Origin of the sequence: Paenibacillus sp. SN-8-1, assembly GCF_050995535.1 — a bacterium.
GTDB lineage: Bacteria > Bacillota > Bacilli > Paenibacillales > Paenibacillaceae > Fontibacillus.
Genome location: NZ_CP194782.1, coordinates 4,157,921 through 4,177,204 on the forward strand (window position 1 = coordinate 4,157,921; position 19,284 = coordinate 4,177,204).

Below are 19,284 nucleotides of genomic sequence, written 5' to 3' on the forward strand. Positions count from 1 at the left end.
ATCCGGAGACAAAGCTTATGCTTCCGATGTAGCTTTCTTTCAGAAAGCTTGTAGGCGATCGCTTTCGCTCCTACAGTTCCAAGCTTCCCCTCCGTTACGCCTTTACCCTCAAGTCAATTTTTAACTGCGTCTTATATAGCTTGAAGATGCCACTCTCATTCCCGAATTGCCCTGCTGTGCAAAGGCTCTCTTGGCTGGCCGAGATTCATGGGACCGGAAAGCAAGATCATACGGCAGGCACAGGGGAACACCGCTGCGAGGGTCCCTCACAATATCAGCCTCAATTCCAAATACTTCTCGAAGCACATCCTGCGTGACCACTTCCTCCGGAGTGCCCTCGGCTATCGCCCGGCCCTGCTTGATGGCAATGACATGATCGGCATAACGGGACGCATGGTTCAAATCATGAACCACCATAACGATCGTACGATTAGCCTCTGCGTTCAGCCGTTCAAGCAGATGAAGAACCTCAAGCTGATGGGCCATATCCAGGAAAGTAGTAGGTTCATCAAGGAACAGAATCTCCGTCTCCTGGGCCAGAGCCATCGCAATCCAGGCACGCTGGCGCTGTCCGCCAGACAGCTGATCGAGCGGCCGGTCTGTGAATTCCAGCATGCCTGTGGCTTCAATCGCCCATTCAATCACCTGCTTATCCTCACTTCTCAAGCTGCCAAATCCCTTCTGGTAAGGGAACCGGCCATAAGAGACAAGCTCATATACGGTCAGGCCTTCAGGAGCGGTCGGATTCTGCGGAAGAATGGCTAGCTGCTTGGCTACTTCACGGGTGGATTGTTTATGAATAGACTTGCCGTTCAGGATAACACTGCCGCCTTTAGGCTGCATGATGCGGGCCATGGTCTTAAGAATTGTCGATTTGCCCGAGCCATTCGCTCCGACAAGGGCTGTTATCTGGCCGTCAGGAATTTGTATATTCAGATCTTCTACGATTAATCGATCTTCGTAAGCTATATCCAAGTGTGAGGTCTGTAAAGATACCATAATTACTCTCCCTCTCCGGTAAGCTGTAGTATATATCAGGACAACTGATAATCATTATCAATATATGTTAAAGATACTGATAATCATTATCAGTGTCAATGGGATTCTTTTCATCTGATCTTCAATTAACTCCATACATCATAGACAAAGTGCCCTTTTCAGATCATCATAGAAGCTGGTACTACAAACCCCCAAGATGCAGCCCCAGCGCTAAGAGCAGGATCCCGCAGGTTACGATATAATGTCTGCCATGGTTCTTCCCGAACAGAGCGATCCCATTCATAACACGGGAACCAACCACAAATGCCGCACTTCCCAGTAAGATTCCCAAGGGGATGCTCTTGCTCAATTGAATCAGCCCAAGCAGCAGCAATACAGTGTGAGCAATCATGAATAATGCGAGAGACCACCTTCGGGACGGGGTGAATTCTAAGGAGGAATTCCGGGTTCCGTCATACTTCCTTCGAACAATTACGGTACCCCCTCCAAACACACTCAATCCGCCAAACAGGATAAATATAAGACTACTGACCACGATACCTCAGTCCTTTCAACGATTTGGGATCAGCTTATACCGTGGGGTCAACCCCATAGCAACCTTTATATTCGGATGAGATCAAATCAGTTTGTCTGGACTGGAATTAAAGGAGTGGAGAAACTTTGAGAATAAGCGAATATATCAAGCAAGCAGGAACTACCAGGGACACCGTACGTCACTATGAAGAGCTCGGGTTAATCAAGCCGGATTGGGTTCAAGGCAGAAGAGATTATACGGACAAGCAGCTAAGAGATATGGATGCAATTAAAGAAATGAAGTCCATGGGACTTGATCTGAAAGAAATTCAAATGATCATCAGCCTTAAAAGCGACAAGGGCTGCGGGTCGGAAGCTTTAATCGAGGGGGTTATTCAAAAGCTGACAGCTCAATTCATGGTCCTGCTCCAAGAGGAAGAGAAGCTGCGAGAATCAAGGCAGGCCATCGGAGCCGTTCTACACGAACTTAGGAAGAGGCACCCGCAGAATGCAAAAGAGCAGCCTTCTCCTGAATAAGGAAAGCTGCTCTTGAGTTGAATATGTGTTAATGGATTAGCTCGCTGCTTGTGCAAGACGAACGAGCAGATGCGCAAGCTTATGGCGCTGATCCTGATCGCCGACTTTCCAGAGCTCCTGTAGAAGCTTCTCCTCGCGGTTGCGCGGCTCCTCGTTCTCTGCTAGGTAACCCGCAATTTTCTCAGCGGTCTTAGCCATCGTTTCTTCGCTAAGCCCGATATTCTGAGCGAGTTCAATTCGTTCAGAAAGATATTTTTTGAAGGATTGGAAGTTACTCAAAATCTCATCCTTCTGCTCTTGATCCATCCGATCCAACGCATTATCGACCTTATTCAGCGCAACTTCGCCTTCCTTGTTAACAGCATGTTCTAGTTCAGACATGGTACTGCCTCCTTTGGCTGATTGAATGAGTTGTGCGTGTACATACCTTCATAACCCATAGGTTTGATGGATGAATCATTTTCCCGTTATGGAGTCTTATGGAGTCCCCGATACCTTTACAGCATCATAGTACTCTTCGAGCGTAATTCCTTTGCTGGTCACATCCTGGGCAATTTCCTTACCGACATAACGGATATGCCAAGGCTCGTATTTGTATCCTGTAATGGACTCTTTGCCTTCCGGATAACGGATTATAAAGCCATACTCCTGAGCATGCTCCTTCAGCCATTCGGCTTCTTTGGTTCCTCCAAAACAAGATTCAGCCGCACACTTCCCATCGCTTCCGGACACGTCAATAGCCAGGCCCGTCTGATGTTCACTGTAACCGGGGACTGCACTGTAGGTTTTGGCCTTCTCCAAGCCGTCCTTCTTCACATAACGGTTAAACAGACTGGTCTGTGTCTTCTTGGAACGGTATGCCGATACCCCAGCCAGATAGACGCCATCCTCCTTGGCACCAGCGAACATCTCCTCGAGAGCTGCTGCTGCCTCTTTGCGCATCTTGCGCTTGTCAATCTTCTCACTGAACGTGAACGGCACATTCGGATATACCAGGTCCTTCGGCTCGTAATCGTCCGGCAGGCCAAATTGTTTGTTAACGAGAACGGCTTCGCTTTCCGGATCGGTTGCGGCCTTCTTAAGGCCGTCACTTGTTCCCTCGGACTTTGTGGTATCCGACTTTCCCGTTCCCTCAGTAGTATTTCCCGTTTGTGTATCTGAAGATTCAGAGGGAGCTACTGCAGGTTCTGTAACTGCACTTTTAGCGCCCCCTGTTCCCGTTGTCTGCTGGGCTGAAGTTGATTCAGGGGTCTTGGTATTGGAAGCTGCGTTATCCTTGCCGCATCCTGCGGATAGGGCAGCTGTGAGCATAAGCGCGGCCGCCGCCAGAGTCAGGCGGGCCATACGGCTCTTCTTACCAAATCCCGCCTCTTGAGACTGTATCTCCTCACGTTGGTTGTTCATTCCTTGTGGTTCCTCCTGTCATCCGGATGATCCGGTTCTCTATATTAGTTTAGACTGTTCCATGCGGCAAAAGGTTACAAAGCTGCATAGGCTGGGACCAGTTGCTCGGGGTTTCACTGCTATTGGCCCCCGCCAAGGCTGGGTCTGCTTCTCCTGACTAGCACACAAGCAAAAGCCGGCTCAAAGGATGAGCCGGCTGCATGCACGGGCCTTACCGCTTGCCGCCTCTGCGGCTGCGGTCACTGCCGCTGGCACGGCCGCCTCGGCCGGCCTGCCCGGCGGGCCCGCCCTGGCGCGGCTTCGAGCCGCCGCGCCCACGGGAGTCGCCGCCGCCAGGGAACGGCGGCGCGTCACTCCGGCCGGCGGAGCTGCGCCGGCCGCCGGATTGCCCGCGGCCCTCGCTGCCTGGGCCGCGGCTGCCTTGGCGGCGCTCGCCGCTGACGCTGTGCTCGCTGCCGCGGGCACTATCGCTGCGCTCGCCTCTGCTGCGCTCGCGGCCCCCGCTGCTTTGGCTGCGTCCGCGCCCACCGCTGCCGCCTTGGCTGCGCTCGCGTCCGCCGCTGCGGCCTCCGCTTCGACCTCCGCTGCGCTCACCGCGGCGGAAGCCTTCCCGCTCACCGCCTGATCTTGCGCGGCCCTCGCCCTCCTCGTGGCTCACCGAGGACTTCTTCACCGCCGTGAAGGAATGGCTTGACGGCTCGTAACGCTCGCGGTCGATCCGCTGATTAATACCGCGCTCGATATCCCGTAGCTCCGGCATATCCTTCGGAGCTACAAAGGTAACTGCAAGTCCCTTCTCCCCGGCACGGCCTGTCCGGCCAATCCGGTGAATGTAGCTCTCATGATCCTGGGGAACATCATAGTTATAGACATGGGTTACCCCCTCAACATCGATCCCCCGGGCAGCCACATCCGTAGCCACAAGGAACTGCAGCTTCGCATTCCGGAAGGAGCGCATGACCTGCTCCCGCTTCGCCTGGGAGAGATCGCCGTGTAATTCACCAGAGATATAGCCTCTTTCTTGCAATGCTTGATTCAGTGCCTTGGCCCGGACCTTCGTCCGGCAGAAGACTACGGCGAGATAAGGATGATCGCGCTCCATCATATCAACAAGAGCATCTTCCCGGGTACGGTCCGTACATTCAATGACCAGCTGGCGAATATTGCCGCGCGGGATATGATCCTGCTTGGAGGCAATCCGAACATCCTGCGGTTCTTTCATATACACCTTGGCCAGGTTCCTTACCTTCTCCGGCATTGTTGCCGAGAACAGCATCGTCTGCCGGCTTCTTGGGATTGAGCGCATGATGCTCTCCACTTCCTCGAAGAATCCCATATGCAGCATCTGATCCGCTTCATCAAGCACCAGCATTCTTACCTTGTCCAGCTTCAGTGCCCCGCGTCTCATATGATCCAGCAAGCGTCCCGGTGTCCCAATGACAAGCTGACAGCCTCCCGCGAGCTTGCGCAGCTGGCGTTCCACATCTTGTCCCCCGTATGCGGCCAGCACGGATACACCTTCACGACCGGCGGCAAGCCTGCGCGCTTCAGCTGTAATCTGGATCGCAAGCTCTCGGGTCGGTGTAATCACCAGAGCCTGAGCGTTATCCAGCTCAGGGCGAATCTTATGCATAATCGGAAGAAGGAATGCAAGCGTCTTGCCTGTACCCGTCTGGGCCTGGGCAATCAGATCATGCCCCGCGAGCAGCTTTGGAATAGCCGCCTCCTGAACAGGCGTAGGGTTCACAATCCCCTGTTCTTGCAAAATATCATAAAAGGCGGGCAGAAAGCCCCAATCTCTAAAAGTTGCCAAATCCATTCACCTCATAATTCAGATAGCCCGTCATCCGGACTTCAGCCCGTTCTCCACCGTACACCCGGTACAGCTTAAGAAGGGGTTACTATTGCTTCATGTGTATTGCACAGACAGACCGTGTTCGTCATACGCGCCTTACGCCCATTGTAACAAGGATTGCCATTACAAACAAAAGACCGATCCGCCTCTTGCCAGGCGTTCCGGCCTATTCTCTATTTCCAGTATAACACGGTTTAGCTATGATCAAGCCTCAAATTACACTTATTTGATGCTTATCCCGAAATCCGCGCAGCCCACTTCGCTGCTTGAAGCAGCAGCTTACGGTATACAGGATGCTGGAAGGCAGGCTGATCATTACCTGGCATCAAGTATACGACACGTCCAAGGCCATAGGAATGCGCCCACGCAGCCGGATGCCATTCCCCGTCGGCACTGTACTCAAGCAGAATCGTCTTCTCCGTAAAAGGATCAAATTCGAAGCGATAAGGCTCGTCTTCGATCTTGAAGCCCTCAATTCCCTGAGTAATATCATGCCCAGGCTCGGTCACTCTAAGCTCCAGGGTTTGTCTTGTGCGATGAGCGGTGTGCTTGGCCCCAATGAGCTGGGCAATCTCGTAACGGGTATCCATAATTATACCATTATGCAGGATAACAAGGCCCCCGCCTCCGCTGACAAATGACAGCAGGCCGCCGGTCTGCTTCAGTGACAGCTTCTCAGTCCAGCTGTCCAGATAGGATATACATAGATCAAATGCACCGAGGTTGTTATATTCGAACATATGATTATTCTCACTGCACTGCACACTTAAATAATCCTGCAGGGTATGGGTTATTTCCGCGTCCACACCTTGCAGAGGGTGAAATTTGGGATGGGTATAGTCCCCGATTAACAGCGCTTTTTTCCTATTCAATAAGTCTCCTCCTCACGCAAGGGGTCTTGTAAACACAAGATCAAGCAGTACTAATTCAACTTGTTGTCACGCTCAAAAAATGGATGGCTTTCTCCCGCATAATACCGGGCCAGCTCTACCATCATGCTGCCCATTCGTTCCTCTCTAGGGGCAATAATCCGCGGAATTCCCGCTTCCACAAGGCCTTGTGCCGTTACTTTCCCAACAGCCACAGCTACGACCGGCCCGCTGAGCGCTTCGATTAACTCGGTTAACCGGCCGCTTCGGGCCGCATGGTCCATCAGGAATCTGACCTGCGGCGTACTCGTGAAAGTGACCGCATCAATCCGCCCTCCAAGTAGATCGGCTAACAGGAGTTCCAGACTCTCGTCTGCGGGCTGAATATGACGATAGGGCAGGATTTGCAGCGTCCTTGCGCCCTGTTCCTCCAGCCACTGGATCAGCTTGGGCGCAGGATCACCATGAAGCTGAATCATGACGGTCTTACCTTTTAGATCATATGTGGAGAATGCCCGTATCAAGCCCTCTGTGCTGCCATCATCATCTCTCACCACGGGTTCAAGCTGCCGTTTCTTTAGCCCGTTCACGGTCTTGTAGCCTCTCGCGGCGATCAAGGTATTGCGCAGAAGATCCCAGTACTCCTCGGCAATTCCCATGTCTTCGGCCATCTCGAACAGTGCATCCAGACCAACACCAGTTGTGAATACGGCCCAATCAGGACGATTCTCCACCCAGGCGATCAGTCCGTTACGCAGATCAATATCATCAAGGAATACGGTTCCCTGTGCCAGACGGATTAAGGGGATTCCTCCCATATTCTCGACCAGCTTACTGAGATCCTCCGCTTTCCTAGGACCTGTAAGTGCGATTCTCTTCCCTTCAAGTCTCCTTGCCATCGTTCTCCCCCCAGTGCTTAACCGCGGCTATAAGCTTGTCTACTGCTATCAGCTTATACGAGACCGAAAAGGTTGTAAATCGTTCTAAGGTATTCTTTCCGTTATTCGCAACTTTTAATATGCTCCAGAATGACCAAAAAGAACTGCTCTCAGGTTATCCTGATAACCTGGCGAACAGTCCTTTTGATCGTATCTTCAAAAAAGGTTTATGAGATTTTGAACTTACCTACGAGCTCCTGAAGCTGCTCCGCCATCCTGCTGAGATCGGCCGATGAGGAAGCAATCTCCTCTACAGAAGCCAACTGTTCCTCTGCTGCCGCGGAAATGGTCTGTGTGTTCCCTGCCGATTCTTCAGAAATCCGGCGAATTTCGGTGATCGAGTCATTCACTGTTCCCGCATTGCCAGCCAGTTGAGCTGCTGCCTCATTCACTTCATTCACTTTTCCCGCTACTTCCTTAACCGCCTTACGAATCCGCGAGAACGAGCGTCCTGTCGAATCTACCGCCAGGATCCCCTCTTCCACCCGCTTAACCGCATTATCCATGGAAGCCATTGCCCGCCTTACTTCACCTTGAATTCCTTCAATCAGATCACCAATCTGATGCGCGGATTGCTCAGAATCTGTGGCCAGCTTACGTACTTCTTCAGCTACTACCGCAAATCCCCGTCCATGTTCTCCAGCTCTGGCTGCTTCAATGGACGCATTCAGAGCCAGCAGATTCGTCTGCCGTGCGATCCCTGTGATGACGCCGACTATTCCTCCGATATGCTCGGTATGACCGCTCAAGGTGTTAATAACCCCGTTCAGTTCCTCCACCGTCTGGCTAATGTTCTCAATCTTCTCAACAACGCTGATTACCGCCGTATTCCCGTCTTCAGCGGCTTGAATCGTCTGCCCCATCTTGCTGGTCACATCCTTCAGATTGTCGGACATGTTAAATACCTGATCTGTCATGTCCTCAACCCCTTCAGTGCCTGTCTCCACACTTTGGAGCTGACGCTCGCTCCCTGCGGCTACCTCCTGAATGGTAATCGTCACATGCTCAATCGCACGCGTAGTCTGCTCCGCACCGGCAGAGAGTACTTCTGCAGATGTGCTTACGTTATTAGTTGTCTCTTGGACATGAAGAATCATATTCCGCAAATTCTGCACCATGATGGAGAAGTTCCCCGCCAGGTCACCGATTTCATCATTGTGGGTCAGGGCAACCACTGTCGTAAGATCTCCCCGGCTCACGCTCTCTGTCTCTTGCTGCAAGCGGTGAATCGGTTTGATAATGGAGCGGATAATGAAGACAATGACAGCACCAGCCAGTGCAAGAGAACCCAGCAGCACAGATATAGAGACTATCAGACTTGTGGATGCGGAGTCGTTAATCTCCTTCTGATCCCGGATCCCCGCGATTCTCCAGCCCGTTGACGCATTCTCCACCGTCAGGATCTTAAGGGTCTTGTCTTCTCCAACATAATTGATCTCGTCCATATTTCCATCGGACTTATAGATCTCATTGATATAAGCTTCCTTCGCAGCTGCCCCCTGCTTACCCGTTGGATTCACCACATACTGCTTCTTGCTGTCGAGAATGACAACGTATCCTGTCAGTCCGAGCTTCATCGCTACAGATCTTTGGAGGACCTGCAGATTGATCGTTAGGCCCAGTATGCCAGCTCCGTCTTTCAATTGACGGGATATGTATACAACAGGGGTCTTCTCTTTAGTGACGAATACCGGGCTAATGAACGTAGTGTCCGCTGTTTTCATAGGATTACTGAACCACGAGCTCTTCAGAATCTCAGCAGGGGTATCTGTCATTTTCCCATCTGTCGTCTGGATCAGGTTGCCTTTCGGTGTGGCCACAAAGACATTATCCACATCTGTATTAAGCCCCAGATAGTTATCCAGTTCGCTTACCAGCCGCGGCTTGCTCGAATCCGTTAACATCTCCGGTGTAATGCTCCTTCCCAGAAATTCAACATTAAGTGTCTTGTCAGAGATCTTCTCATCGACCAGCTGATTGATTAACTTAACGGTCTCCTTGGAATTGTTCGTAACTTCCCCGATCAGTGAACCGGCAGAGGTAACGAAGATCACCGCACCAATAAGGATGCTCGGAACCAGCAATATTCCTGTAAAAGCAATGATTAGCTTCTTCCGGATTGTGAATCGAGTACTTTTCTTTTTCTCTCTTTCTTTCTTGTTCTCTTTTTCTTTCTTTTTCAAGAGAAGTCTCCTCCTATCCTTCACTTCTATAGTTCATTCTCCGACTCCTCATTGTATATCGGCAGATCACTTCATATTTTTGACAAAAAATAGGCAGGGCCCTAATTGGACCAAAGACGAGAAATGGCGCCACAGATGTAAGATCTGTGACGCCATTTATACCTTTTTGAAGAATCGCCTAGCTTCAAAGATTAGTACTTACCCTTTCCGGGTCAGTCTCTGACATCAATTAGTCAGCCATTCGGTAGCCAACACCACGCACCGTAGCTATATAGGTCGGGTTCGAGGCCCGATCGCCCAGCTTTCTGCGCAAGCTTTTGATATGAACATCAACCACGTTGCTTCCGCCAAGAAATGAAGTATCCCATATATCGCTTAGCAAATCCTCGCGGGACAGTACAGCTCCATCACTAAGCAGAAGCTTCAGCAGCAGATCGTATTCCGTCTTCGTCAGCTCAATCCGTGCACCGTTCCGGTAGACGGACATCTTCTTGCGATCAATCCATAAATCCTTATAAATGGCAGGTGAAGTGCCGCTCATAAGCAGGGAGGCTGGTGCTTTCTTAGTACTGGTTCGGATAATACGCTGGGCATGATATATAACCTCTTGTGGTCTTGCAGGCCATACAAGCAGCTCCTGCTGACGTAGCCGTTCGTCCATCCGGGGCAGCATGCACTCCTTAATAAGCAACAGGGTAGGAATCTCTTCAGTATGCTGCATCATCAAGGTCTTCAGTGCAGCTTCTTCCTCCTGTTCACGGTAGGCTGTAAGATCAAGAATAAGAAGATCGGCAGACTGGGCATTCCGAATTCCCTGCTCCAGATGATGGAATACCATCACATCGAAGCAGCCGTCCGACAGATCGCGTACCAATTCATGAAGACCACGGGGGAGCGGACTGACAACAATCACCCGCTGGGTAACCGGACAGAAATCCGACTGCGGGCCTGGCTCAGCTACCTTCATTTCTTCTGAAGACATTGTGCACATACCCCCCCAAATACGACATGAGCGTGATGGACATCGTACCCGGTCTCCTTCGCAACTTCAGCACTCCACGCATCCGGAATTTGCGTCATCACTTCATCTACACGCCCGCATACCTCGCAAATAATATGCTGATGATCATCCAGCTTGGCATCATAACGGCTGGCAGCCTCTCCAAGCTTAAGCTCCCGGATCATTTCTTTATCCGTTAGATATCTAAGTGAGTTATATACAGTACCATAGGCAAAATTATGACCCTGCTCCACCAGGCGATTCATAACCTCGGCAGCCGTAGGGTGATCATTTGAATTCCGAACCACTTCATAAACAGCCCGGCGCTGTGTAGTTAGATTTAGTGATCTCATACTTATTCATTCCCTCAATTGTATTTAGAATAAGTATAAATATAAATTTTGCAAATGTCAACGATCTGCCTACCTGGCTGAATGGCTGTTCCCCAGTCCTCACATAATACAGATATAAGACAAGAGTTTATACCCCTGCATATCATTCTCTACCTGCGCTTATATAGTCTTATGACTAGTACCAGGCAGTTTATTAAAGGAGGCCTACTCTTCATGTTGCGAAAGTATGTTGTAGTTGCTATGATGTCCGTCCTCTCCGTGGGCATGATGCTGCTGATGGATGTCATCACAGGACAACGTTGGCAGGACACGCTGACTAATATGAAATATCAACTGATGGCTGGGTCAGAGCAATTAATGGTCGTCATTCTACTTGCAGGCTGGCTTGTCCCTGATCTCATCAAAGTGATTATGAACATGCGGAAAAGGCGTTCCGGCGGCTAAGTTCCGCGAATTGTGGATTCAGCCATTGTCTGTGCCAGGGGTTAGCTCGTCCTGTGACCCTTGGTCAGGAACTGATCCCTGTTCCATGCCCGGTTCCCGCTCAGGACCCGAGAGCTGTCCCTCCTTAGACATCTGCTGTACAACAGATCCCTGAGGACCGTCCTGCGGTTGTTCGGCATTTGCCCCCTGCTGACCGTCCTGCGGTTGTTCGGCAGTTGCCCCCTGCTGACCATCCTGCGATTGTCCGGCATCCGCCCCCTGATGACCATCCTGCGATTGTCCGGCATTCGTCCCCTGCTGACCATCCTGCGTTTGTTCGGCACTCGTCCCCTGTTTACCGTCCTGCGTTTGTTCGGCATTCGCCCCCTGCTGACCGTCCTCCGATTGTCCGGCATTCGTCCCCTGCTGACCGTCCTGCGATTGTCCGGCATTCGTTCCCTGCTGAGCGTCCTGCGATTGTCCGGCATTCGCCCCCTGCTGACCGTCCTGCGATTGTTCTAGGCCTGGAGCTTGTCCTTTACCGGAGGCTGCTTTATTCCTGGAAGCAGTACGCAGTTTGTATATCCACGCCGCAACACATAATAATAGCGGAATAACAACAAAGAACAGAGGATCGATCCGGTACAGAATTACGGCCCCTTCCTCCAGATGCTCAGGCAGGCTTTTCGCTACCACTAAAGAAATGAGCAGAACTAATAGGGCCATCGGATAGATCAATTTACGATAAGCAATCTTGAATAGATCGGCGGTTCCTATTAGAGCAACATAGAAATATACCGCTACCTTAAAAAAGTCATCAATAATCAGGGTCATAACAATGAGGATATCGTTACGCTGGATGAAATCAGATATCGAAGCCTTGCTGATTGTCGTCATTAAGGGCAGCGGGGAACGCTGAACCATATCTACGCCCAGCACGGCCACATTAATGACCGAGGTGTAGCTTAGAACAATCCCGGACACCAGAATCGCTATATAACCGGCCTTTACCCCAGTCTTTGCATTTCCCAAGTAAGGCAGAATCATAGCAAAGCAAACAATCTCGCTAAATGGAAATGCGTAGCTTTGACGATAAAACGTCTCAAGTACGGGGCCAATCCCGTTCCCCAGGATCGGGAAAAGCCGCTCCATTTCAATAATCCCGGATAATAAAAGCAGGAGTGTACTGAAGCTACCAATCAGAATGACAACCATGGCAAATATAACCGCCGTTCTGGCAAGCACCTCAATCCCCTTATGAATGACATAAGCCACTGACATAATCATCAATGCATTTGCAACAATTAACGGCGTCTGCTTAAGTGCAGTGGACAGCACCAGGGCACCACCATCTCGCAAATCACGGCCGGTCTGGTAGACGAAGAACACCGTATATAATAATCCGATGATCCAGCCCACATACTTGCCGAATAGCTTTCGGGCATATGCGGTTGGGAGCAGACCAGGGAATTGCCTGTAGAGATAGGCGAATATCCAGAATAACAGTAGGCCATACCCCATCCCAAGCAAAATGGATATCCATGCATCTCTTCCAGCCCGCATCCCCAGATTAACTACCAGTGAAGTTCCCAGCTGGAACAAGAGCATCAGCGAGAAGAATTGAAAGGAGGTTATGCGGTTCTTTTCCATGCTGCTACTCCTCTCCTCCTGTGATTTGGCTGCGGTAAGAACGGTCTCGCATACCCGAGTAACGAATCACGGTCTGGACATTGTACTCCACGTCTATGTGCGCAAAAATATCTGCCCATCTGGATTTCAGAGATTTCCATGCCTTGGGGTTAGTACGCTCAACCACCGAGCCAAAACCGAATACATCGCTTTTGATCTTCTTGGCCTCTTCTACCGCAGATTGCATCTCTTGTTTGATCAATTCGTTAAGCTCCTTATCGAGCTGATCCAATACAGAGTCCTTTCTGACATCCAAATCACAATTTAATTCTTTTATGGATGCTTGCGGCATAACCGAGATCTGAATAACCGGATGCTCCGGATCTTTAAGCTGGGCCTTCACTTTGGTTCGCGAGCGGATAATCTCATAAGCGATCAGCCCCTTCTTATCCGCGCATCCGGTGACTAAAGCGGTTTGTTTTATTTTATCGCTCACCCAGATGAGCCCCCGACTTTGGTGCGGACTCAACCAGGTTATCAATTTATCTCCGGCGAAGATCCCTATTCCCTCCAGCTCAAGGATTGCAGGCGTATTAATCTGCTCAATATTAGACTTGGTTGGTGCAGTCTGCAGGTCCCCCGCAACTCGGACTCCGTTAATAATAGGCCCACCGCCGGGGATCTGCAGTGCCCGGATGACATCATCGATTTCAACCCTGTAATTATTGCCCAGTATCGTAGATGATGCTTGGGATTTCTGAGACAGATCACTGGAGGGGATCTTGCCAATAGGCGTCATGACCTTCACGACATCCGACGCCTCCTGCCCTTTCGCCAAGTACACCTGGGAAGTTGTTCTGATCTGGGCATCACGCTCCATATAATCCAGCACATCCTTGATCCCCGATCTCGCTAGCTCTTCAGAAAAAATAAGAGCATTGATATGTCCCAGGGAAAGATACCTTGGAACTTTACGGGAGGCTTCACGAACCGCTTCAAATATAGTTCTTCCCTCGCCATAGTATACGGAGACTGGGGAACCGCCGCGGCTGTATTTTCCGGATATCTCATCTGCAATAATAACCTGAAGGGACACCTTATACTTCGGCTTGTCCCCCTGCTGGATGTCGATGCCCATACCCGATACCACTGCCCGCCTGTTCAGCTCGATACTGTCCCAGCAGCCGGAGAGAAGCAGCAAGAGCGCCGCCAGCCCAATCAAACCAATCCATCTTCTGATCATGATGTCTGATTTCCTTCCTCTTTGGTATTGGAAGAATTCGAGCTGTCACCATCTGGCAGCTCGTGAACGGCCTTACCCCACCTGCCTGGCTTCCCGCCTTTTTGACTACCAGGGGGCTCTACCTGAAGCTTATTCTCTGTCTCTCGCTCATCTTTAGGGTTAAGCGGTTGGTTCTGGTTCTGGTTCTGGTTCTGGTTCTGGTTCTGGTTCTGGTTCTGGTTCTGGTTCTGGTTCTGGTTCTGGTTCTGTCCAGAACTTTGTCCGTCGGCCTGCTTGCTTCCCGTCGAAGAGCTTGGGTTCTTCGCTGATCCAGTTTTTCGCAGTGCCCAAAAAGGAAAGATGAGAATCGTATCCTTCTGACTGGACAGCACGAATGGACTAAACGGCGTCAAATACGGTAGACCAAACGATCGCAAGCTGTTCAGATGAGCGACCAGCACTATAAGGCCTAGCGTGATTCCGTAGAAACCAAACATCCCGGCAAGAATCATGAAGAAGAAGCGGACCAGCCGCCCGGCAATGGACAGATTGTAGGCGGGAATGGCAAAGCTCGCAATCCCTGTCAGCGCAACCACAATGACCATGACAGGTGTGATGATCCCAGCCTCCACCACCGCTTGTCCAAGTATCAGGGCACCTACAATGGATACCGTCTGGCCTATCGCCCGGGGCATTCGTACGCCGGCTTCCCTGAGAATTTCGAATGCCGTCTCCATCAAAGCCGCCTCTACAAAAGCCGGAAAAGGTACACCTTCACGCTGGGCCATCAGACTGATCAGCATCTGTGTTGGAATCATCTCATAGTGAAAAGTAGTCAGCGCAATATAGACCGCGGGTCCGAGAATGAGAACAATAAAGCTCATAAAGCGAACCAGCCTCATAAGGATACTGATATCAAACCGCTGGGAGTAATCCTCAGCTGAATGGAAGAACTGGGGGAATGCCGCCGGCATGATTAATGCGAAAGGGGTACCGTCGATAATTAACACTACCCTGCCTTCCAAGAGGTTCCCTGCAGCTACGTCCGGTCGCTCTGTATTAAAGATGGTTGGGAAAGGGGTAAAGGTATGATCCTGGATAAATTCCTCGATATAGGCTGATTCAAGAATGGAGTCGGTGTCAATACTCTCAAGTCTTCGGCGCACTTCATCCACCAGCCGCTTCTCGGCAATATTCTGGATATACATGATCGACACCCGGGTATTGGTGACCTTGCCGACCTTTATGTTCTCCAGCCGCACATCCGGAGATTTAATTCGGCGTCTGATCAGTGACACATTCGTGACTACAGACTCCACGAAGCTGTCCTTAGGACCCCGAACGACGAGCTGAGAGGTAGGCTCTGTAACGGAACGGGCTTCGCCTCCCTGTGTACCCACAGATATGACTTTCTCACATCGATCCAGAACAATAATGGAGTTCCCTGACAGAATAGACAGGAGCATATCCTTCCATTCAGTGATAACCTGCACTTTCCCTGAGGTAAGCGCCCTGTTAAATAGAAACTGAATCCATCCATCAGCATCATTTGAATCAGGTTCAGCCCCGGCTGTATCCAGCAAAGAGCTTGTAACGAATTCGTTAACCGATTGGTGATCCACCAGTCCATCCATATAGACCAGAGCAGCATGCTTGGTTGCCTTTTGTCCAATCACCAGCCTACGGATCACGATATCCGAGCTATCCCCGAAATTCTGTCTTATCCTGTCCAATATCTGGTCAAGCTCACCTGAGGCCGGGAAGCCCGCCTTAGGGGGATTCTCATTACCTTTTGGCTGATCTGGCTCCACTGTATAACTGCGAATGCCTCTTCCGCCTCTTCTGGAAGTCCTGCTGCGATTCATGGATGCCTCCCGTTCCTTTCATGCTCTTTAATTCCATTATTTACTTAGGCGGGCTCTATTATACGACCTATCCCAGTGCACAGAAGTCCCTTCACTGGTGAATTCGGTTCCGGGCGTACCGCTCCCGCATCATAGGACATCCGTTTCTAATGTATGAGAAATGGTAATAAATGAGTAATAAGGTACTGACATTCGATAGGAGGCTAATGCTCATGAACAGTTCCATTCCACCGCACAGTGATCTCCCCAGATTCCCTGAGTCTCTGTGGAGAAGCACAACGGACCTTCCAAGCTTCGATAAATTACAGGAGACGATTTATACCGATGTTGCGGTCATCGGGGCAGGGATTTCCGGGATTACAACCGCATACTTGCTCGCCAAAGAGGGTGTAAGAGTTACTCTAGTCGAAATGAACCGGGTTCTCGAAGGCACCACCGGCTATACAACTGCCAAGATTACAACACAGCATGGGTTAATCTATGACAAGCTGCTTCATCATTTTGGCGAGGATCAGGCCCGGCTGTATCACGATGCCAATCATGAAGCTTTGGAGTTCATCCGGAGCACTGTCTCCGAGCATGGTATTGATTGTGATCTTGAGAAGCAGGACGCCTATCTATATGCCGATACAGACGATTCTCTCAAGCAGCTTCAGAAGGAATGGTCTGCCTATAAGAAGCTGGGTCTGCCTGGAGAATGGTCCGAAACCGTTCCAATTCCCCTTGTAGTCCAAGGGGCTATCAAGATGCCGGATCAAGCCCAGTTCCATCCACTTCATTATTTAGTAACTATGCTCGATTACATCGTGAAGCACGGCGGCACGATCTACGAGCAGACAACCCTTAGCGGTGAGTTGCAGAAGGAGAACGGAATCCTCCACCTGAAGACCTCGGACGGGCATACGCTTAAATGTAATCAAGTGGTCGCCGCTACCCACTTCCCCTTCTATGACGGGGGCGGTCTCTTCTTCGCCCGCCTTCATGCCGAAAGATCCTATGCCGTAGCCATCGAACCGGAGACCTCCTATGCTGGCGGTATGTATATAAATGCCGGCACTCCAACGAGATCACTGCGTTCAGCCAAGCTGGATGGGCGTGATGTCGTTATAGTCGGCGGAGAGAACCACAAGACGGGACAAGGGCTATGTACGATTAAATATTATGAGAATTTAGAGCTGTTTGGAGGAGAGCTGCTTGGCGCAAAGCGGATTCCTTACCGCTGGTCCGCCCAGGACCTGATCACCTTGGATGAGGTCCCTTACATCGGGCGGCTTAACGACAAACACTCGAATATTTATGTGGCGACCGGATTCGGCAAATGGGGAATGACGAACGGAACCCTGTCCGCGCTTCTCATCCGGGATTTAATTCTGAACCGGGAGAACAGATATACGGAGCTGTTCGATCCATCAAGATTCAAGGCAGACCCAAGCATCAAGAATCTTGTTGTGCAGAACTCGAATGTTGCCAAGGAGCTTATCGCCGGCAAGATAGATATCATTCACCGCAAGGCGGAAGATCTTCAGCCGGACGAGGGAAGTCTGGTTCAGCACCTCGGGAAAAAGGCTGCTGCCTACAAGGACAAGGACGGCAAGCTGTTCATTGTGGATGCCACGTGCACCCATATGGGCTGTGAGGTAAACTGGAATGAGGGTGAGCGTACCTGGGATTGTCCATGCCACGGCTCCCGGTATGACCATAAAGGCAAGGTCATTGAGGGCCCGGCTACAGAGCCGCTAAAGCCGTATGACTCACAGCAGCATTAAGCTGGAATGCTTGACGTAAGGTTCCCTTACTAAAAAATGACGTACAGCACGGATTCGTGTGTACGTCATTTTATTTTTCCATATTTATGATTCAATTCCCCTCAATTGTCGGCCTGATCCCCATATTTCTCATCCCACTGATCCTTCCAGTCTGTATAGGTCAGTCCCGTCAGTTCCTCAAGCTCCTTACCCTCCAGGGAATAGGCTGCGCCAGTCATCTGATCGGAATGGGGGAAAGAATACCCTCCTATAGCCCTGCCATCCGTCACCATAATGTTCACTTCGGTGGGAAGATGAAGCTTCTTTGACAAAGGGTGCTTTTCCACAACGAATCCGTAGGTGGTTATCTCTCTGCCGAAATAATTCTCCGGCGGCTCACTCTGAACCGACCAGACCTGCGCGCACCAGGTCTCCCGGAGCAGGGACTTCTGCAAGGTATATGTATTCAGTTCCCCCCTATAGCTTGTAATTAGATAGCCCTTCGAATGGATATATGCCTCTGCCGCCTTCTCATCTCCCCGATATAGATGGGGCTTATGCGTACCTGGTCTGAAAGAACACCCTATAGACATAAATACCAGTACCAGCAAGATTCCGAAGCATAGTTTTCTCACTTTTGTTCCCTCCTTACTCTGACTCCTATAACGTCCTCCTCACCGCCAAAGTTGCAAGCATCAAATCTTACGGAATTATTAATTTATAATCAGTATGTTGCATTGTTCAGTAGTGCATGATACTATTTAGCTCAGATACTAATTAATGTTCAGTACTAAGGATTACACCACACATGAAAAAGAGGGGATGTCCCTTGGATATTAGCATCCAATTCAAGAAAGGTGCTCTGGAGCTGTGCGTACTCGTGCTCATACATGAGCGCGACCGCTACGGATATGAACTAGCTCAATCCGTCTCCGAGCATATTGAAGTCGCCGAGGGCGCTCTATATCCGCTGCTTCGCAGATTGGTCAACGATGGATACTGCACCACGTATCTGCAGGAATCCACTGGTGGGCCTCCACGGAAATATTACAAGCTTACATCAACCGGTGAAACCCACATGAAGACACTAGTCACCGAATGGAAGCAATTCGTATACAGCGTATCGAGATTAATCGAGAGAGGGCCACTATTATGAAAAAACATGAATTTCTTAACCAGCTAAGTGCGCAGCTATCCCAGCTGCCTCCGGAAGAAAGGCTGGAACTGCTTGAGGATTATGAAGCTCATTTCGTCTTCGGCAAGCAAAATGGCAAATCGGAGGAAGAAATCGTAAGCGAGCTCGGCGACCCGCACGAGCTTGCCAAGGAAGCGCTCGGAGAGCGGTTCATCACCCAAGAGCCCGTGTACTGGTACCATGACCCCAAGAAGCCACAGCAGCAGCATGCGGCCGCTCCCGCACAGCGCCGGGGAAGAAGCGTTACAGCCCAGGTGTTCATTCTGGTCGGCATGTTCTTCATGAATATTGTGCTCGGTCCGCTGATGATTGCCTTCTGGGCAGTCGTAATCTCCATTATGGCGGGGGCTTTGGCGGGGATCGTTAGCCCTGCGCTTCTGGCTCTGGATATGGTATTCCACAGCGTGTCACCAGCCAAATGGTTCGCGAGTATCTTCATGGTCGGCCTCGGAATTCTGCTTGGTGTAGGTTCCAAAGGTCTACTTAAGGGAGCACTCTTCACAACGCGGAAATACCTCAGCTGGAACTACCACCTTGCCAAAGGAGATGCATAA

Annotated in this window: 19 protein-coding genes; 5 read left to right on the forward strand and 14 right to left on the reverse strand. The window is 50.6% G+C overall.

Annotated features, from left to right (window positions below):
* Positions 1-120: 120 nt before the first annotated feature.
* Positions 121-999 (reverse strand): ABC transporter ATP-binding protein, encoded by an 879-nt coding sequence (locus ACRRNK_RS20340; protein ID WP_433944413.1) that lies wholly within the window; start codon positions 997-999, stop codon positions 121-123.
* Between the two features lie 181 nt (positions 1,000-1,180).
* Positions 1,181-1,390 carry a hypothetical protein gene (locus ACRRNK_RS20345; protein ID WP_433944414.1) on the reverse strand — a complete coding sequence of 70 codons (210 nt, stop codon included), beginning with the start codon at positions 1,388-1,390 and terminating at the stop codon, positions 1,181-1,183.
* A gap of 269 nt (positions 1,391-1,659) precedes the next feature.
* On the opposite strand from ACRRNK_RS20345, the gene ACRRNK_RS20350 reads away from it, so the two are divergent.
* A complete protein-coding gene (locus ACRRNK_RS20350) occupies positions 1,660-2,049 on the forward strand; it encodes a MerR family transcriptional regulator (RefSeq protein ID WP_433944415.1) in 390 nt (129 codons plus the stop codon).
* Between the two features lie 36 nt (positions 2,050-2,085).
* Here ACRRNK_RS20350 and ACRRNK_RS20355 read toward each other — a convergent pair whose 3' ends face one another.
* The 8 genes from ACRRNK_RS20355 to ACRRNK_RS20390 form a co-directional block, all read right to left on the reverse strand.
* Entirely contained in the window at positions 2,086-2,430 is a 345-nt protein-coding gene (locus ACRRNK_RS20355) for a DUF3243 family protein (RefSeq protein ID WP_433944416.1), read from the reverse strand.
* Between the two features lie 96 nt (positions 2,431-2,526).
* Positions 2,527-3,393: a D-alanyl-D-alanine carboxypeptidase family protein gene (locus ACRRNK_RS20360; protein ID WP_433946960.1), complete on the reverse strand. Its 867-nt coding sequence runs from the start codon at positions 3,391-3,393 to the stop codon at positions 2,527-2,529.
* A gap of 271 nt (positions 3,394-3,664) precedes the next feature.
* Positions 3,665-5,272, reverse strand: a complete 1,608-nt coding sequence (locus ACRRNK_RS20365) for a DEAD/DEAH box helicase (RefSeq protein ID WP_433944417.1) — start codon at positions 5,270-5,272, stop codon at positions 3,665-3,667.
* A gap of 269 nt (positions 5,273-5,541) precedes the next feature.
* Positions 5,542-6,180, reverse strand: coding sequence for a ThuA domain-containing protein (locus ACRRNK_RS20370; protein WP_433944418.1), 639 nt, complete (start codon positions 6,178-6,180; stop codon positions 5,542-5,544).
* A 50-nt stretch (positions 6,181-6,230) separates the two neighbouring features.
* Entirely contained in the window at positions 6,231-7,076 is an 846-nt protein-coding gene (locus ACRRNK_RS20375; protein ID WP_433944419.1) for a uroporphyrinogen-III synthase, read from the reverse strand.
* Positions 7,077-7,282: 206 nt separating this feature from the next.
* On the reverse strand, positions 7,283-9,298 hold the full coding sequence (locus ACRRNK_RS20380) for a methyl-accepting chemotaxis protein (protein WP_433944420.1): 2,016 nt from the start codon (positions 9,296-9,298) through the stop codon (positions 7,283-7,285).
* A gap of 229 nt (positions 9,299-9,527) precedes the next feature.
* Entirely contained in the window at positions 9,528-10,280 is a 753-nt protein-coding gene (locus tag ACRRNK_RS20385) for a winged helix-turn-helix transcriptional regulator (protein WP_433944421.1), read from the reverse strand.
* A complete protein-coding gene (locus tag ACRRNK_RS20390; RefSeq protein WP_433944422.1) occupies positions 10,262-10,651 on the reverse strand; it encodes a Fur family transcriptional regulator in 390 nt (129 codons plus the stop codon). Before ACRRNK_RS20390 ends, ACRRNK_RS20385 begins: the two co-directional genes overlap by 19 nt.
* 213 nt (positions 10,652-10,864) lie before the next feature.
* On the opposite strand from ACRRNK_RS20390, the gene ACRRNK_RS20395 reads away from it, so the two are divergent.
* The gene (locus tag ACRRNK_RS20395; protein ID WP_433944423.1) at positions 10,865-11,095 is read left to right on the forward strand and encodes a hypothetical protein; all 231 of its coding nucleotides are present in this window, start codon (positions 10,865-10,867) and stop codon (positions 11,093-11,095) included.
* A gap of 18 nt (positions 11,096-11,113) precedes the next feature.
* Here ACRRNK_RS20395 and ACRRNK_RS20400 read toward each other — a convergent pair whose 3' ends face one another.
* From ACRRNK_RS20400 to ACRRNK_RS20410, 3 genes are read right to left on the reverse strand one after another with little or no spacing between them, the layout of a single operon-like run.
* Complete coding sequence (locus tag ACRRNK_RS20400; protein WP_433944424.1) at positions 11,114-12,724, reverse strand: GerAB/ArcD/ProY family transporter; 1,611 nt, start codon at positions 12,722-12,724, stop codon at positions 11,114-11,116.
* Positions 12,725-12,728: 4 nt separating this feature from the next.
* Entirely contained in the window at positions 12,729-13,946 is a 1,218-nt protein-coding gene (locus ACRRNK_RS20405; protein WP_433944425.1) for a Ger(x)C family spore germination protein, read from the reverse strand.
* Positions 13,943-15,790 carry a spore germination protein gene (locus ACRRNK_RS20410; protein ID WP_433944426.1) on the reverse strand — a complete coding sequence of 616 codons (1,848 nt, stop codon included), beginning with the start codon at positions 15,788-15,790 and terminating at the stop codon, positions 13,943-13,945. Before ACRRNK_RS20410 ends, ACRRNK_RS20405 begins: the two co-directional genes overlap by 4 nt.
* Positions 15,791-16,002: 212 nt before the next feature.
* Between ACRRNK_RS20410 and ACRRNK_RS20415 the strand changes: the two genes are divergently transcribed.
* The gene (locus tag ACRRNK_RS20415; protein ID WP_433944427.1) at positions 16,003-17,556 is read left to right on the forward strand and encodes an FAD-dependent oxidoreductase; all 1,554 of its coding nucleotides are present in this window, start codon (positions 16,003-16,005) and stop codon (positions 17,554-17,556) included.
* Positions 17,557-17,657: 101 nt separating this feature from the next.
* Here the strand turns inward: ACRRNK_RS20415 and ACRRNK_RS20420 are convergent, their stop codons facing one another.
* A complete protein-coding gene (locus ACRRNK_RS20420; protein ID WP_433944428.1) occupies positions 17,658-18,170 on the reverse strand; it encodes a hypothetical protein in 513 nt (170 codons plus the stop codon).
* A gap of 194 nt (positions 18,171-18,364) precedes the next feature.
* Here ACRRNK_RS20420 and ACRRNK_RS20425 point away from each other — a divergent pair, with 194 nt between their 5' ends.
* Positions 18,365-18,691: a PadR family transcriptional regulator gene (locus ACRRNK_RS20425; protein ID WP_433944429.1), complete on the forward strand. Its 327-nt coding sequence runs from the start codon at positions 18,365-18,367 to the stop codon at positions 18,689-18,691.
* Positions 18,688-19,284, forward strand: a complete 597-nt coding sequence (locus ACRRNK_RS20430) for an HAAS signaling domain-containing protein (RefSeq protein ID WP_433944430.1) — start codon at positions 18,688-18,690, stop codon at positions 19,282-19,284. The genes ACRRNK_RS20425 and ACRRNK_RS20430 overlap by 4 nt, the downstream gene beginning before the upstream one ends.